The 16,838-nt window shown below is 71.2% G+C and carries 9 protein-coding genes; 6 read left to right on the top strand and 3 right to left on the bottom strand.

Going from position 1 to position 16,838, the window contains the following annotated elements:
* Positions 1-196: 196 nt before the first annotated feature.
* Both OHU34_RS11135 and OHU34_RS11130 read right to left on the bottom strand, forming a co-directional pair.
* Positions 197-874: a TrkA family potassium uptake protein gene (locus OHU34_RS11135; RefSeq protein WP_020125145.1), complete on the bottom strand. Its 678-nt coding sequence runs from the start codon at positions 872-874 to the stop codon at positions 197-199.
* Positions 874-1,542, bottom strand: coding sequence for a potassium channel family protein (locus tag OHU34_RS11130; RefSeq protein ID WP_405766125.1), 669 nt, complete (start codon positions 1,540-1,542; stop codon positions 874-876). Before OHU34_RS11130 ends, OHU34_RS11135 begins: the two co-directional genes overlap by 1 nt.
* A 413-nt stretch (positions 1,543-1,955) precedes the next feature.
* Here OHU34_RS11130 and OHU34_RS11125 point away from each other — a divergent pair, with 413 nt between their 5' ends.
* Both OHU34_RS11125 and OHU34_RS11120 read left to right on the top strand, forming a co-directional pair.
* Entirely contained in the window at positions 1,956-4,049 is a 2,094-nt protein-coding gene (locus tag OHU34_RS11125) for an APC family permease (RefSeq protein ID WP_142266563.1), read from the top strand.
* A gap of 138 nt (positions 4,050-4,187) precedes the next feature.
* A complete protein-coding gene (locus OHU34_RS11120; protein ID WP_230194426.1) occupies positions 4,188-5,528 on the top strand; it encodes a class I SAM-dependent RNA methyltransferase in 1,341 nt (446 codons plus the stop codon).
* A gap of 470 nt (positions 5,529-5,998) precedes the next feature.
* Here OHU34_RS11120 and OHU34_RS11115 read toward each other — a convergent pair whose 3' ends face one another.
* The gene (locus tag OHU34_RS11115; RefSeq protein ID WP_405766121.1) at positions 5,999-7,012 is read right to left on the bottom strand and encodes an MGMT family protein; all 1,014 of its coding nucleotides are present in this window, start codon (positions 7,010-7,012) and stop codon (positions 5,999-6,001) included.
* 63 nt (positions 7,013-7,075) lie between these two features.
* Between OHU34_RS11115 and OHU34_RS11110 the strand changes: the two genes are divergently transcribed.
* The 4 genes from OHU34_RS11110 (at position 7,076) to OHU34_RS11095 (ending at position 16,631) form a co-directional block, all read left to right on the top strand.
* Positions 7,076-11,695, top strand: a complete 4,620-nt coding sequence (locus tag OHU34_RS11110; protein ID WP_405766118.1) for a TIGR02680 family protein — start codon at positions 7,076-7,078, stop codon at positions 11,693-11,695.
* On the top strand, positions 11,692-12,984 hold the full coding sequence (locus OHU34_RS11105) for a TIGR02679 family protein (protein ID WP_405766115.1): 1,293 nt from the start codon (positions 11,692-11,694) through the stop codon (positions 12,982-12,984). Before OHU34_RS11110 ends, OHU34_RS11105 begins: the two co-directional genes overlap by 4 nt.
* A 98-nt stretch (positions 12,985-13,082) precedes the next feature.
* A complete protein-coding gene (locus OHU34_RS11100; RefSeq protein ID WP_200839834.1) occupies positions 13,083-13,490 on the top strand; it encodes a hypothetical protein in 408 nt (135 codons plus the stop codon).
* A 249-nt stretch (positions 13,491-13,739) separates the two neighbouring features.
* Positions 13,740-16,631 (top strand): glycosyl hydrolase, encoded by a 2,892-nt coding sequence (locus OHU34_RS11095; protein ID WP_405766112.1) that lies wholly within the window; start codon positions 13,740-13,742, stop codon positions 16,629-16,631.
* Positions 16,632-16,838: the final 207 nt, after the last annotated feature.

Raw genomic sequence — 16,838 nt, 5'->3', positions numbered from 1 at the left:
GTCGGGGTGACCGTCCCCGGGGGCTGTGCCCCCAGACCGCCCTTCGGCCCTGAACGGGCCTCGTCCTCAACCGCCGGACGGGCTGACAGGGACTCGTAGGGGCCCGCCCTCAAACGCCGGACGGGCCGAAAGACACACGCGCGATGGGGGCGCCCGGAGATCTCCGGGCGCCCCCATCGCGCGTGTGCCTTTCGGCTCAGCTGCCGGTGTCCTCCTTGCGGACCGACAGGAGGTCCTCCAGCTGTTCCTCCCTCGCCTGGGCGGCCACGAAGAGCAGCTCGTCGCCCGGTTCGAGGGAGTCCTCGCGGGTCGGGGTCAGGACCCGGGTGCCGCGGATGATGGTGACCAGCGAGGTGTCCTCCGGCCACTCCACGTCGCCGACCTGGGTGCCGGCCAGGGCCGACTCCTCGGGGAGGGTCAGTTCGACGAGGTTGGCGTCGCCGTGGCTGAAGCGGAGCAGTCGCACCAGGTCGCCGACGCTCACCGCCTCCTCGACCAGGGCCGACATCAGACGCGGGGTGGAGACGGCCACGTCCACGCCCCAGGACTCGTTGAACAGCCACTCGTTCTTCGGGTTGTTCACCCGGGCGACGACGCGCGGGACGCCGTACTCCGTCTTGGCCAGCAACGACACGACCAGGTTGACCTTGTCGTCGCCGGTCGCGGCGATCACGACGTTGCAACGCTGGAGGGCCGCCTCGTCGAGGGAGGTGATCTCGCAGGCGTCGGCCAGCAGCCACTCCGCCTGCGGGACGCGCTCGACCGAGATGGCGGTCGGCGCCTTGTCCACGAGCAGGACCTCGTGGCCGTTCTCCAGCAGCTCGCCCGCGATCGAGCGGCCGACGGCGCCGGCTCCGGCAATGGCGACCCTCATCAGTGACCGTCCTCCTTGGGACCCTCGGCGAACGAGGCCTCGACCTTCTCGACCTCGTCGCTCCGCAGCATCACGTGCACCAGGTCGCCCTCCTGGAGCACCGTCTGGGAGGTGGGCAGGATCGCCTCGCCGAGGCGGGTGAGGAACGCGACGCGGACGCCCGTCTCCTCCTGAAGCTTGCTGATCTTGTGGCCGACCCAGGACGGGGCGGCGTGCACCTCGGCGAGCTCGATGCCCCCGGTGGGGTCGCGCCACAGCGGCTCGGCACCCGAGGGGAGCAGCCTGCGCAGCATCTGGTCGGCCGTCCAGCGGACGGTGGCGACGGTCGGGATGCCGAGGCGCTGGTAGACCTCGGCGCGGCGGGGGTCGTAGATGCGCGCGGCGACGTTCTCGATGCCGAACATCTCCCGGGCCACCCGGGCGGCGATGATGTTGGAGTTGTCGCCGCTGGACACGGCGGCGAAGGCGCCGGCCTCCTCGATGCCCGCCTCGCGCAGGGTGTCCTGGTCGAAGCCGACTCCGGTGACCCGCCGGCCACCGAAACCGGAGCCCAGTCGTCGGAAGGCGGTGGGGTCCTGGTCGATCACGGCGACCGTGTGCCCCTGTTGCTCCAGGGTCTGCGCGAGGGCGGAACCCACCCTGCCGCAGCCCATGATGACGATGTGCACGACCGTCCTTCCGAGGTCAAGAAGTCAAGAAGTCAATAAAAATTCTGGCTTGGCTTTGAACAGGGTCTCAGACCGTCGCCCAAGCTACACACGTGCGGTCGGCGCAGGGCACCCCCGTGCACGCTTTACGCGATCAGCGGCGGCTGATGCTCCAGAGACTGAGGAAGGTAAGGATTCCGAGGCCGACGAGGGTGCCGACGGCGCCGATGATCTCCGCGGTCGTGTGCATGGACCCTCCAAGGGGGCGGCAGCGGGCGGGGATTGTCATATAGACATGGGGATCGGCGCGGTCGCGGAATCCGCAGCACGGGCATGGCCGAATTCACCCGGGAGGCAGACGCGGCACGCCATCACCCGGCCGACGCCGGGGGAGGGTGGGCGGTCCCGTGTTCGAAGGCCTACGATCCTCTGTTGTGTCCAAACTGACCGACGTGCCCAAACGGATTCTGATCGGGCGCGCACTGCGCAGTGATCGGCTCGGAGAAACGCTCCTGCCGAAGCGCATCGCCCTGCCCGTCTTCGCTTCCGACCCGCTGTCCTCCGTGGCCTACGCGCCCGGGGAGGTATTGCTGGTCCTGTCCATCGCGGGCGTGTCGGCCTACCACTTCAGCCCCTGGATCGCGCTCGCGGTCGTCGTGCTGATGTTCACGGTGGTCGCCTCCTACCGGCAGAACGTCCACGCCTACCCCAGTGGTGGCGGCGACTACGAGGTGGCCACCACCAACCTCGGCCCCAAGGCCGGCCTGACCGTCGCGAGCGCGCTGCTCGTCGACTACGTCCTGACCGTCGCGGTCTCCATCGCCTCCGGCATCGAGAACCTCGGCTCCGCGATCCCGTTCGTGGTCGAGCACAAGGTGGCCTGCGCGGTCGCCGTGATCGTGCTGCTGACGCTGATGAACCTGCGGGGCGTCAAGGAGTCCGGCAAGCTCTTCGCGATCCCGACCTACGTCTTCGTCGCGGGCGTCTTCATCATGATCGCCTGGGGTGCCTTCCGCGGGCTGGTGCTCGACGACACCATGCGGGCCCCGACGGCCGAGTACACGATCAAGGCCGAGCACCAGGGCCTGGCCGGGTTCGCCCTGGTCTTCCTGCTGCTGCGCGCCTTCTCCTCCGGCTGTGCCGCGCTCACCGGCGTGGAGGCGATCTCCAACGGCGTCCCCGCCTTCCGCAAGCCCAAGTCGAAGAACGCGGCGAGCACGCTCGCGGCGATGGGCCTGCTGGCCGTCACCATGTTCTGCGGCATCATCGTGCTGGCCCTGTTCACCAAGGTCCGGATGGCCGAGAACCCGGCCGTCGACCTGCTGCACGACGGGGTCGCGGTCGGCGCCGACTACGTCCAGAACCCGGTGATCACCCAGGTCGCCGAGGCCGTCTTCGGCAAGGGCAGCTTCCTGTTCATCGTCCTCGCCGCGGCCACCGCCCTGGTGCTGTTCCTCGCGGCGAACACCGCCTACAACGGCTTCCCGGTGCTCGGCTCGATCCTGGCCCAGGACCGCTATCTGCCCCGCCAGCTGCACACCCGCGGCGACCGCCTCGCCTTCTCCAACGGCATCGTGCTGCTCGCCGGCGCGGCCATGCTGCTGGTCATCATCTACGGCGCCGACTCCACGCGGCTGATCCAGCTGTACATCGTCGGCGTGTTCGTGTCGTTCACCCTCAGCCAGATCGGCATGGTCCGGCACTGGAACCGCCTCCTGGCGACCGAGACCGACCAGGCCAAGCGCCGTCACATGGTCCGCTCCCGCGCGATCAACACCTTCGGCGCCTTCTTCACCGGCCTGGTCCTGATCGTCGTCCTGGTCACCAAGTTCACGCACGGCGCCTGGGTCGCCCTGCTCGGCATGGTGATCTTCTACGGGACGATGAGCGCGATCCGCCGCCACTACGACGGTGTCTCCGAGGAGATCGCCGCTCCCGAGGGCCCCAGCGACGACACCGTCCGACCCTCGCGCGTCCACTCGGTGCTGCTGATCTCCAAGATCCACCGCCCGACGCTGCGCGCCCTCGCCTACGCCAAGCTGATGCGCTCCGACACCCTCGAGGCGCTCACCGTCAACGTCGACCCGGCCGAGACGAAGACGCTGCGCGACGAGTGGGAACGGCGCGGGATCGACGTACCGCTGAAGGTCCTGGACTCGCCCTACCGCGAGGTCACCCGGCCGGTCATCGAGTACGTCAAGAGCCTGCGCCAGGAGTCGCCGCGCGACGCGGTGTCGGTGATCATCCCGGAGTACGTGGTCGGTCACTGGTACGAGCATCTGCTGCACAACCAGAGCGCACTCCGGCTCAAGGGCCGGCTGCTGTTCACACCGGGCGTCATGGTCACGTCCGTCCCGTACCAGCTCCAGTCGTCCGAGGCGGCGAAGAAGCGGGCCCGCAGGCGCTCGGAGTGGAACGCTCCGGGCTCGGTACGACGGGGTCCCGCGCAGCAGGGTCACCCGAAGGAGCCGTCGGGCACCGGTTCCGGCAGCGCCCCGGGCTCCCCGGGGCCGAACCCGAAGAAGTGACCCTCGCGCCGGGCGGGCCCACGACCCTCGCCCCTTGACCCTGGTCCCGGCGCATGGTGAACGGCCGGACGACAGCCACGTAGACTGGTGGGCTGTTGTCCGGCCGTTCCTCGTTCGACGTTGTGGAGTCACCCCGCCATGCAGGCAGAACCGAAGAAGTCGCAGGCGGTGTCGCTCGTGGGGCAGGAATACGAGGTCGAGATCGGCCCCGTCGCCCACGGCGGCCACTGCATCGCCCGGACGGAAGCCGGCCAGGTGCTGTTCGTCCGGCACACGCTGCCCGGCGAGCGGGTCGTGGCCCGGGTGACCGAGGGCGAGGAGGGGGCCCGGTACCTGCGCGCGGACGCCGTACAGGTGCTGGAGGCGTCCAAGGACCGCGTCGAGGCCCCCTGCCCGTACGCCGGCCCCGGCCGCTGCGGCGGCTGCGACTGGCAGCACGCCAAGCCGGGCGCCCAGCGGCGCCTCAAGGGCGAGGTGATCGCCGAGCAGCTGCTGCGGCTCGCGGGCCTCACGCCCGAGGAGGCCGGCTGGGACGGCACCGTGATGCCGGCCGAGGGCGACAAACTGCCGGCCGGCGAGGTGCCCGCATGGCGCACCCGCGTCCAGTACGCGGTCGACGCCGACGGCAACGCCGGGCTGCGGCGCCACCGCTCGCACGAGGTCGAGCCGATCGAGCACTGCATGATCGCGGCGCCGGGCGTCAGCGAGCTGGGCATCGAGGACCGCGACTGGTCCGGGATGGCGTCCGTCGACGCGATCGCCGCGACGGGCTCCCAGGACCGCATGGTGATCCTCGAACCCCGCCCCGGCGCCCGTCTGCCCCTCGTCGAGCTGGACCGGCCCGTCTCCGTCATGCGGGTCGAGGAGCACGACGGCGGCATCCACCGCGTCCACGGCCGGGCCTTCGTCCGCGAGCGTGCCGACGGCCGGACGTACCGTGTCGGCAGCGGCGGCTTCTGGCAGGTCCATCCGCAGGCCGCCGACACCCTCGTCAAGGCGGTCATGCAGGGCCTGCTGCCGCGCAAGGGCGACATGGCGCTCGACCTCTACTGCGGCGTCGGCCTCTTCGCGGGCGCCCTCGCCGACCGCCTCGGCGACAAGGGCGCGGTGCTGGGCATCGAGTCCGGCAAGCGCGCCGTGGAGGACGCCCGGCACAACCTCGCCGGGTTCGAGCGGGTGCGGATCGAGCAGGGCAAGGTCGAGGCGGTGCTGCCGCGCACCGGGATCACCGAGGTCGACCTGATCGTCCTCGACCCGCCGCGCGCGGGCGCGGGCAAGAAGACGGTCGAGCACCTGGCTTCGCTGGGGGCGCGGAAGATCGCGTACGTGGCGTGCGACCCGGCGGCACTGGCACGCGACCTGGCGTACTTCCGGGACGGGGGCTACAAGGTGCGGATGCTGCGGGCTTTCGATCTGTTTCCGATGACGCATCACGTGGAGTGCGTGGCGATTCTTGAGCCGGTCACGAAGGGCGCCTGACCTGCGGATTGCGGTCTGGATGGTTCGCTCGACCTGTTTTGCTGCCTGCACCGGGTCGAGCCAACGATGTCTTCGTGCTAGGCATTCTGACCTGCGGTTATGCGACAGCGCACGGGCCTGACGACATGAGTTGCTTTGTGGTGCCGAGGATTCTTGACGCTCGAATGACGCCCACTCCGAATGCGCCGCCGCATCGCCTGCGCGTAGTGGCCGAAGCGCAGCGGCGGAGCCCGATCGCTCGGTAGCCAGGCGCCACCGGACTCGACTGCCGGTATGCCCCCGTAGCCTGACTCCGGAACCGGGGAGCTTGGATTCACCCGTCGAGTGTGCGATCGCGCCGGTCCGGATGTCAGGGAGGGTGGCGGACCACGAGGGACCGCCGACGTTGAGGAGCGACGGTCCCGTCATCGCGACCACGTACCGAGTGGGCTGTCAGGCCCCCTGTTCATCGAAGCCCGCGCGGCACCGCCTCAGGCCGCATCCCGGGCGTCCCAGCAGCCACGGAACCACGCGAGTGTCTCGGCCAGCAGTTCGCGGTTGTGGTTCGCTTCCAGAAGGGAGAGACGGAAGCTGGGACGCAGTTCCAGCTTTCCCTCGGGGATGTCGACACCCTTCAGCTCGTTGAGCCGCCGCAGCAGTTCGACGCGCAGCCTGCGGTCGGTGAATGGCTCACGCGCGGCGAGGTGCTGGAACACCACCTCCGCGGTGCCACCGCGTCCGCCGCCCGGGTAGAACGTCAGCGGCCAGATACCGCGGCCCGGTGCCCCGGCCTCTCCGAGCATGAGGAACGCGCTGGTGATGGCCTGCCCGGCTCCGTGTCCGACCCATCCGCCGAGTTCCTCCCAACGGGTGAGAAGGGCACGGACCGCGTCGACCGTTGCAGGGGAGTCGTCTGCCGCGAGCTGACGGAAGAACCGGTCGGCGCGCGTCTCCTCGCTCTGGCCTTGCACCGTGCGCTGTGCCGTGTCGCCGTCCGCCTGGGTGTCGTCGACGCCGGTGAGCAGGAGGGCGAGATCGTCGGCAGTGATGCGTTGGGCCGGATCGGCGGCGCCGTTGACCGTGAAGCGGAGGCCGTCCGCGGTCAACCGGGCGCGGACGTCGCCGCCCTCGCCCGGGGACGTCCAGCGGAACCCGTCGGAGACCTTGCCGTCGGAGGTGAGCACGCGATGGGCGTTGGCCACGCCCGGGGTGGAGGCCAAATGGTTCCCCACGGCCTGCGCGCCCGAACCGAGGAATGCGGCGAGGTCACCGTAGGACGTCCAGGTGCCGTGAGGCAGCGCCGCGAGTACCTGATGGGCCAGCTGCCAGTCGCGGCTGCGCTCTGCCCGGCCGATTCCGCGCAGTGGGGCCGGCCACAGTGAGATCGCCCGCTCCGCGAGATCGTCGGCGCGGGCCAGAATCTCCTGCGCGCCCCACCGGTCGGTGGCGGCGATGCGTCGGTTCATCTCCAGGTGGCTGCCCTTGAGCAGGTCCTGCTTGCTCATCACAGCGGCCGGCGGAGCGAGCGCCCTCCCACGGCCGGGCGTCGCGCGGCGGGAGGCAGCCGGATGAGCACCCTCGCCAACCAACTCGCCGCCGCGGAACGGGAGCAGGTCGCCCGTGCCATCCGTCTCCTGCTGGCCCGGCCCCTGCTGACCGAGGCCACCGACCCGGCCGGCTTCGAACTCGTACGCCGCCGTCGCGAGCCGCTGGCCCAGTGGTTCGACTACACCTGCGGCTGGAGCCTGGTGGTGGAACCGCGCCGCGGCTACGCCCGCCTCACCAAGGTCCGCGCCGACCCGGACGGCTCCCGGCCGGCCCGCAGGGCGCGCTCCAGCCGGGCCCCGTTCGACCGCCGGCGTTACGTGCTGCTGTGCATGACCGCCGCCGAGCTGCTGTCCATGCCGATGACGACCATCGGCATGCTCGCCGACCGTGTCGTGCAGGCCACGTCGGCCGACCGGGCGCTGGCCCCGTTCGACCCGGTGCACAAACCGGAGCGCATGGCGTTCGTCGACGTCCTGAAGCTGCTGGAGTCGTACGACGTGCTGCGCGCGGTCGACGGGACCACCGAGGCGTACGTCGAGTCCGCCGAGGCGAAGGTCCTCTACCGGGTGGACACCACGCTGCTGATGCGGCTGCCCGCCGCGCCCGTCGGCGCCTCCCGGCTCGCCGTACCCCCGGACGAAGTGCCCGCGCGGTTCGCGGAACTCCTCACCGGTCTGGTGCGGGAGCGCCGCTACGGCGGCGCGGTCGCCGACGGCACGACGGACGAGGCGCACGGCGAGAGAGCCGCCACGGACGCGCAACGCAACCTGAGGCTGCGCCACTCGGTGCTGCGCCGTCTCTTCGACGACCCCGTGCTGTACCGGACGGACCTGACCGACGACGAGCTGGCGTACGTCACCTCCCTGACCGGACGCCAGATCCTGCGCCGCTCGGTCGAGCAGGCCGGTCTCCTGCTGGAGGAACGAGCCGAGGGCTTCCTGCTCGTGGACCCGGACGGGCTGGCCACCGACGTCCGCTTCCCCGACGACACGTCCACCGCCCGGGTCGCCGCGCTGCTCCTCCTGGAGCCGCTGTGCGCCGCGCCCGCCGGACTGCTGCCCGAGCAGCTCGCCGAGGCCGGAGCGGATCTGCTGCGGCGCTTCCCGCGGTGGGCCAGGGCGTACCAGTCCGAGGACGGCGCGGCCCGGCTGTCCGACGACGCCGTACGCGTCCTGCGTGACGTCGGCCTGGCCCGTCGGGCCGGGGACCGTGTCGTCGCCCTGTTGTCCCGTGCCCTGCCCCCGCTGGGCGAGGGGGAGATCGCCGAACTCGCCGAGGGCTTCGCGCGGCTCGACCGGCAGCGCGAACACCTCAAGCGGCTCGACGACGAGGTGACGGCCGCCGAGACCGTCGCGTCCCGGCAGCGTGCCTACGCGCGGCGGGTCCTGCGTGCGAGTTCCGCCGCGCTCATCTCGGCCACGACCGAGATGGACAACCTCACCCGCGTCGCCCGCCAGAGCGCCGAGGAGCTCGAACAGGCCTTGGCGGAGCGGGAGTCGGCTCAGGGTCGGCGCGAGGAGCAGGAGCTGCGCGCGTACGCGCTGGAGGAGACCGTCGAGGGCCTGCGCGAGAGTGACGCGTACCAGCAGGGCGAGGAACTCGACCGGCTCCGCCGCCGCACCGAAGACGTGGCAGCCGCCGCCGAAAGGCAGCGAGCCGCCGCCCAGACCGCTCAGGCCCGGTCGGAGGAGGACCAGCGGCACGCCGACGAGGCGGCGGACCAGGCCCGCACACTCGGCGAGCACGCGCGCGAAGCCGCCGGGGAAGCACACCGGGCGGCTCGGGCGGCAGGGCTGGAGTCCATCCACCACGAGGTGAGGGCCGTCCTCGACGCGGAACGCGCGCCGGCCCTCCCCCACATGACGGGACGCGACCAGGGCGGCGGCCCGCGCACGACGGGCGAGAACGGCGCGCGACAAGCCCGTCGACTGCTGCGCGGCGCGGACACCGCCCGACGGCAGCAGGTCACCCTCGTCACCGAGGCGATCGACGAGCATGATCGCGCCGTACGCGACCGAGGCGCCGCCGAGGAACTGCTGGACGAGGCCCGCACCCGACTCGCGGAGGCGATCGCCCGGCGGGACGAGACGTCCGCCGGCTGGGACGACGCCCTTGCCGCACAGGTGGAACGCCTGCTCGCCTGGGCCGAGGACTGCACGGAACTGCGCATTACCGACCTCGACGAACTCGCTGCCGCAGCAGCGGCGGAGGCCGAGGTGACGGCCCTGGCCGAAGCCGCCGCGCGCCCGCTGGAACAGGAGATCGCCACGGCGGAGGCCACCACCCGAGCCGCACGTCAGGGACTGCGGGACGAGCGAAGCCTCCTGGAGGAGAAGCTACGACGGCTGAGCGGTGAGACCGACCTGCCGCCTGTGCCCCCGCCCACCCGCACCGCCGTCCGTACGGCGACGGCGGGAGCACCCCTGTGGCGAGTGGTCGCCTTCCGTGAAGGCGTCCCGCTCCCCGTTCAGTCCGCGGTGGAGGCCGCACTGGAGGCGTCGGGTCTCCTGGACGCCTGGGTCAGTCCCTACGACGGACTCACGCTGCCGGGTCACGACACCCGAGCCGAGGCCGCCCTCGCCGCGACCGCCCCGGGGCCCAGCCTGCTGGAGGTGCTGAGGCCCGAGGAGGACATCCCCGTCCCGGCCGACACCGTGACCCGCATCCTCGCAGGCATCGCTTACGGCCCCACCCTGCCCGGCGGGCACCCCGCGGCCGTCTCCGCCGACGGCGCCTGGCGTCTCGCGCTCGCCACCGGGACCTGGAGCAAGCCGGAACCGGCCCACATCGGTGCCCTGGCACGTCAACGTGCCCGGCAGCGCATGATCGGCGAACTGACCGACCGCATCGGCGAGACGAACGCCTCCCTCGCCGCACTCGACGACCGACTGCGCGGCCTGGCCGCTCGCCGCGCCCGGCTGGACGCCGACCGCGCCGCCCGCCCCGACCACCGGGAACCCGACGCCCGGCGGCGTGACCGGGACCGCGCGGAGGACACCGTGGCGGCTCGGGACGACGCCGTGCGTGACGTCGCCGGACGTCTGGCGCGGTGCGAGAGGGAGGTGGCGGGCGCTCTGCGCACGCTCGACCGCAGGGCCGCCGAACACGGACTGCCCACCGACCGCGCCCGGTTGCGTACGCTCTCCGACGCCATCGACAGGTTCCGGGACACCGCCGACAGCTGGGTGGACGCCCGGCTCGCGGCGACCGCCGCCGCCGACCGGGCCCGCCAGCGGGCCGCCCAGGCAGACCGATCGCGCCGGACCGCCGAGGAACGCGCCGAGGACGCGGCCGCCGCCGAAGCGGAGGCAACGGGGCTGAAAGCGCGCCTGGAGGCAGTGGAAGCCACCGTCGGCGCGGACTACCGGCAGATCGTCGCACGCGTCGCCGAGGCGCGCACCGAGCTGCGTCGCTGCCGTGAGGAGGCCGGCCGGGCCGCCGAACTCCTGCTGCGGCTGGAAGGACAGGTCGGAGAACTGCGGGCCACCAGCGGCCAGGACGCCGAACGACGGGAACAGGCCGTCACGGCCCGGGACGCAGCGGCGCACCGGTTCCGGCACCTGTGCCTGGCCGGGCTGGCCGAGGACGCCGGCATCACAACGGCACTCGACGCCGGAGACGGCACCAAGGCCACCCTGGAGGCCGCCCGCGCCACGGCGGCGAAGTGGCCGGACATCCCGCACGCCCCCCGCAACCTGGGCGACGCCGCGACCCGCCTCTCCGAAGCGGTCCACGAGGCCCGCCGGCATCTCGGCACCCGCGCCGACCTGGACCTGGAACCGGACGACGACATCCAGCTCTTCACCGCCACCCTGGACGGCGTACGCGTGGGAGCGACGGGCCTGCTCACCACGCTCACCCAGGAACGCGACCGTAGCCGGGACGACATCACGGCGGCCGAGCGGCGCCTGTTCGACCAGATCCTCACCGGCGACATCCGCCGCCACCTCGCGGCCCGCATCCGCCAGGCCGGCGAACTCGTAGACCGTATGAACGGGCACCTGGAGCGGGTCCGCACCGCCTCCAACGTCGCCGTCCAACTCGTCTGGGACGTCCGCCCGGACCTTCCGGACAGCACCCGCACCGCCCGTCAGCTGCTGCTCAAGGACCCCGGCCGGGTCACCGAGAGCGACCGGGAGGCCCTGCACGTCTTCTTCCGCGCCCGCATCGAGGAGGCCAAGGGCAGCGAGACGGCCGCGAGCTGGGAGGAACAGCTCGGTGAGGTGCTCGACTACACCGCCTGGCACCGCTTCACCGTCCGCCTCGACCGGGCGAACGGGCTTGGCTGGCAGCCGCTGACGAAGAAGCTGCACGGCGCGCTCTCCGGCGGGGAGAAGGCCATCGCACTGCACCTGCCCCTCTTCGCCGCCGTCGCCGCCCACTACGAGGCCGTGCCCCTGGCGCCCCGGCCGATCCTGCTGGACGAGGTCTTCGTCGGTGTCGACACGGTCAACCGCGGACAGGTCTTCGCGCTGCTCACCGCACTCGACCTGGACCTCATGGTCACCTCCGACCACGAGTGGTGCACCTACGGCGAACTGCCCGGCATCGCCGTCCACCAACTCCTCGCCGACGGGGACGACGACGCGGTCACCAGTGCCCGCTTCGTCTGGAACGGCGTCGACCTGGAGGCGGGATGACCGGCACCGAAGCGACGATCCCCACGGAACCGGCCCCGGGCGAGGCCACCCTGCGCCGCCCCGAACTCCGCCCCCTCTGGGACACGCTCCACAGCCGCCTCTCCTCCGGCCGCCCCGCCACACGGGTGCGCCTCGGGCCGCTCGACGACACCCAGCGCGAGGCGCTCGCCGACCTCCTCGGCCTCGACCGTCTGCCGGACGCGCGTCCCTCCGTCCCGCTGACCCGCCTGGAAGCCGCCGTCACCGAAGTCTCCGGCCGCACCGTACGAGAAGTCGTCACCGAGCTGGTCGGCCCTCTCGGCGACAGAGCCGGCGAGCGGCGCCGCCAGAAGGACGAGCGGGCCGAGCTGTGGACCTGGCTGACCGAGCACGAGACGGTGAGGGCCCAGCCGGTGCTCTCCGACTGGGCCGCCACCTGCCGGGCAGCCGGCGTGGTCGCCGGCTCGGCGGAGCACACCCGCACGCTGCTCACGGACGCGCTCAAGGTGCTCGCCGAACTGCCCGGCCAGGCCGAACCCCTGCCGGTCTTCGCCGCCCGGGTCCTGAGCGGCCGAGCGCACGCACTCGACGACGGCACACCCCTGTCCGCACTCGTCCTGCGTGCCCTGGCGACCCTGTACGACACCGTGCCTCCGCAGTCCGCCGCGGAACGGCGTGCCCTGTGGACCCGCGCGGGTGTCGCCGACGACGAGCTGTCCGCCACCGTCCTCGTCGGCGGACTGCGCCCGGTCGGCGACGGCCTGCTCGCCCGGGTGGCCACAGCGTGCACAGAGGCCGGTCAGGCCGCCAGTCTGACCCTCGCCCACGTCCGGTACCCGGGCGAGTTCATCCTTTCCGAGGCCCCTGTACCCGTCGTCCACGTCGTGGAGAACCCCAGCATCCTGGCACTGGCCCTACGCCGCCTCGGCCCCTGCTGCCCACCGCTCGTCTGTACGTCCGGCTGGCCCAACAGCGCCGCGATCCAGCTCCTGCGCATGCTCGTGGACCACGGCGCGGCTCTTCGTTACCACGGCGACTTCGACGGCGAAGGCATCCGCATCGCCGCGTACGTCCTGGACAAGACGTCGGCGCGCCCCTGGCGCATGACGGCCGCGGACTATCGTGCCGCGGTCGCCCGCAACCCGCGCGGTCCTCAGCCGGGGCGCATCACCGAGGCACCCTGGGACCTTGAGCTGGCCGAGGTCATGGCACAGCACGATACGGCCGTGGTCGAGGAACTGGTGGCTGAAGTGTTGTTGAAAGACCTCGCTGATGTGGCTCAGCAGAGGCGTCTGCCTGGCTGGCCGTGACGCTCCTTTGACGCTGCGGGCGGCCGGGGTCGTCGGTGAGCGGTGCGCCGGTGAAGGTGAGCGCGTCGGGGCGCTCTTCCAGCTTGCGGAGCACCGGCGTGCGCCGGTACTACTCGAGCAGAGAAGAGCTGTTGCTCGAGCTCGCAGAGCGTGGCTGGAGCCAGTGGCGGGCTGCGATCGCCGAGGCGGTGGCCCAGCGAACCGGCCTCGGCCCGGAGGACGTCGCCGGCGTCGTCACGGACACGATCACCACGCTGCCGGTGTTCTGTGACCTCCTCACCCACGTCACGTTGACGCTGGAGGGCGACGTCGACATGGAGCGCGCACGCCGGTACAAGGTGTCGCCGCACCGCAAGTGTGCGCGCGAGCAGGGCTTGACGGTCGGCCGCCGGACACGCCAGGGCCCATGGGGACCGGGCGGGCGGCCCGTCTTGCGGCTGAGCGTGCCATCCACGAGGAGATCGTTCAGTGACGGTCGGTTGAATGATCATTGCAGATTGTATTGACGGTCTCGCGAAGCATCCCTAGCGTCCCAGGATTGAGAGCGCTCTCAAGTAACAAAATCTGAGCTCTCTACCCCTGCAGCCTGGGATGTGAAAGTAAGGCTGCCCCATCCGTTCATGCGACCCGCCGAACCATGGGTGCGGGCCGTTCGTACTTCGCCTCTGCTGAAGGGTGTCCTCATGCCAAGAGACAGTGCTCGGCAATCAAGGGCGGTGCCGTGGTCCGCGCCCCGGCGTCGAGCGGCGGTCTTCGTGGCCGTCGCCGCCCTCATCTGCGCCGTCCTCACGGTGCTCGACTCCGCGGCGGCCGGGGCCGACACGGTGGGCGCGGGAAGTTACACCACCTCCGCTCCCGGTCCGCTGCCGTCGGGTTGCGCAGACCTGTCCACCAATCCACGCCACTGGGTGACGGCCAACGCCCCGTCGGGTGCTGTTCCCACCAACGACTGGTGGTCGTCGGTCCTGTGGAAGCGCACCAACTGTGCCTACGGGGAACCTCTGTTCGCGCAGCCGCTCGGTTTCCGGGCCCAGGCGGGCGGACTGGGCGTCTCCTACAGCAACAAGCCGACGATCTCCGGCAGCGCCAAGGGTGTGGGCGAGTATCACTTCGAGTACAGGGAGGATTTCGTCGCGGGTGTCTCCGGTCTGGTAGCCCCCGAGGTGAAGGTCGACGACTGGAGCGACTGGACGGTCAGTCCTTACCTCAGCGACGGAGCGCACACCCTGCGGGCGACCATCGGCTCCGGTCTGCCGTTCGCCTACTTCCGCGCCACGGGCGGTGACGCGCAGATCAGAGCCGCGTCCGACGCGACGGTGGACGTCTGGTCCCACTCCGGCCCGATGATCGGCTACACGGTCAGGGGACACGACTACGTCGCCTTCGCCCCCACGGGTGCCACCTGGTCGGTCAGCGGGTCCACCTTCACCTCCTCGCTCACGGGCAAGGACTACTTCTCGGTCGCCGTGCTGCCGACCACGCCGTCCACCCCGGCCGCCGACCGGGCCGCGCTCGCGACGGAGTACGCCTCCTACGCCTACGACCACGTCACGGGCACGGCCGTGTCCTACCGGTACGACGAGGCGGACAGCACCGTGACCGCCGCCTACCGCTTCACCACCACCGCCCTCGAGGGGACCGCGACCGGCACGGTCGCGGCCCTCCTGCCTCACCAGTGGCGCCACCTGGCCGAGGGCAGCCCGCTGCCGCAGACGTACGTCTCCTCACGCGGCCCGCTGAAGGTGCTCACCGGCATCACGTCCTTCACGACGTCGATGGTCTTCCACGGAGTACTGCCCGAGATACCGGCGGTCGCCGACAGCTCCGGCGCCGACGCCGCGACACTGCAGGGCTACCTCAACGCCGAGAAGGCCGACCCGGCCCGCCAGCAGAGCGACGACACCTACTGGACCGGCAAGGGCCTCGGGCGCGCCGCGCGTCTGGCGGAGATCGCCGATCAGACGGGCAACACCGATGTGCGCGATGCCGCCCTGTCCGTGATCAGGTCCAAGCTCACGGACTGGTTCACCGCGTCGCCGGGCAAGACGGGCCACCTGTTCTACTACGACGGCAAGTGGGGCACCCTGATCGGTTATCCGGCCTCCTACGGGTCCGATCAGGAGCTGAACGACCATCACTTCCACTACGGGTACTACGTCGCCGCCGCCGCGACCCTCGCCAGATTCGACCCGGCCTGGGCCGCCGCCGATCACTACGGCGGGATGGTCGACCTGCTCATCCGGGACGCCAACAACTACGACCGCACCGACAGGCGCTTCCCCTACCTGCGGGACTTCGACGTCTACGCCGGCCACGACTGGGCCTCCGGTCACGGCTCGTTCGCCGCGGGCAACAACCAGGAGTCCTCCTCCGAGGGGATGAACTTCGACAACGCGCTCATCCAGTGGGGCACCGCCACCGGGAACAAGGCCGTCCGGGATGCCGGAATTTTCATGTACACGACGCAGGCCGCCGCCGTCGAGGACTACTGGCTCGACATCCACCAGCAGGTCTACCCCAGCGACTTCCCGCACAAGGAGGTCGGGATGGTGTGGAGCAACGGCGGCGCGTACTCGACCTGGTTCTCCAGCGCCCCCGAGCAGATCCAGGGCATCAACCTGCTGCCGGTGACCGGCGGACACCTCTATCTCGGTGACGACCCGGCCTATGTCAGAGCCAACTATCAGGAGATGCTCGACCAGGCCGCCAAGAACCAGCCCGGCATATGGCCCGACATCTGGTACGAGTACCTGGCCCTGGGCGACGGCGACGCGGCACTGGCCGAATTCCGCGCCAACAGCTCCTTCACCTCCGAGGAGGGCGAGAGCAAGGCCCACACCTTCCACTGGATCCGCGACCTCGCCGCACTCGGCACCGTGGACACCACCGTCACCGCCGACAACCCGCTGACCGCGGTCTTCGTCAAGAACGGCGAACGCACCTACGCCGCCGCCAACACCACCGGCACCGACACCACCGTGCACTTCTCCGACGGAACCACCGTGCAGGTACCCGCCGGGAAGACGGTCACGGCGGGCGCCCACACCTGGAGCGGCGGCAGCGCGCCCGGCGGTGCCGGGCCCACCCCGACGCCGACCCCGACGCCGACGCCGACCTCGACCCCGACGCCGACGCCGACCTCGACCCCCACCCCGACCCCGACCGGTGGCACGGGTTCGTCGCCCACGTTGCATCCGAGCGATGACGGGACGCTGGGTGGCACGGCCGGGAGTGCGGGCAGTGTGACGGTGGCGTCGGCCGATGGCGTCAACCACGACGGCAGTCCGTACAAGCCGCTGACGTTCACCGCTTCCGGGCTGGACCTCACGTACGCGGGCGGCACCACTCGGTTCGATCTGGCCGTGGACGCGAAGGAGGCCGTGGGCAACGGAGTTCAGATGCAGGTGTCGTACGACTGCAGCGGCAGCGGAAGGTGGGACCGCGTGGAGATCTACCGGTACTTCGCCACCGACCCGCTCCCCGGCTGGGAGCACTACACCGACGAAGCCGGACCGGCCTCGGTCAGCGGCGCCCCTTGCGACCTGAGGAACGGAACCGTTCAGCTCAAGGTCTGGGACGCCCTGGGCAGCGCCCCCAGCATCCTGGGCACCGGAGACCGGTCGACCCTCCGACTGCCCTACACCTGATCCGACGACGTCAGCGACGAGCAAGCGGCCCACCGGTGTCCCAGGGCCACAGGCGGGCTTAAGGAGCCCCAGGGGAGGCCGGTGCTCGCGTCGGCCTCCCCGAGGGGGCCGGTGCTCGCGCCGGTCGTGACGCTCGTTCGACGCTCTGACATCCCCCTGTTCCCGATGGCGCATCACGTGGAGTGCGTGGCGATTCTGGAACCTGCG

Source organism: Streptomyces sp. NBC_00080 (genome assembly GCF_045041255.1).
Taxonomy (GTDB): Bacteria; Actinomycetota; Actinomycetes; order Streptomycetales; family Streptomycetaceae; genus Streptomyces; species Streptomyces coriariae.
The sequence above is the reverse complement of the archived record's forward strand: the minus strand, read 5'-3'. Positions and strand labels throughout refer to the sequence as shown.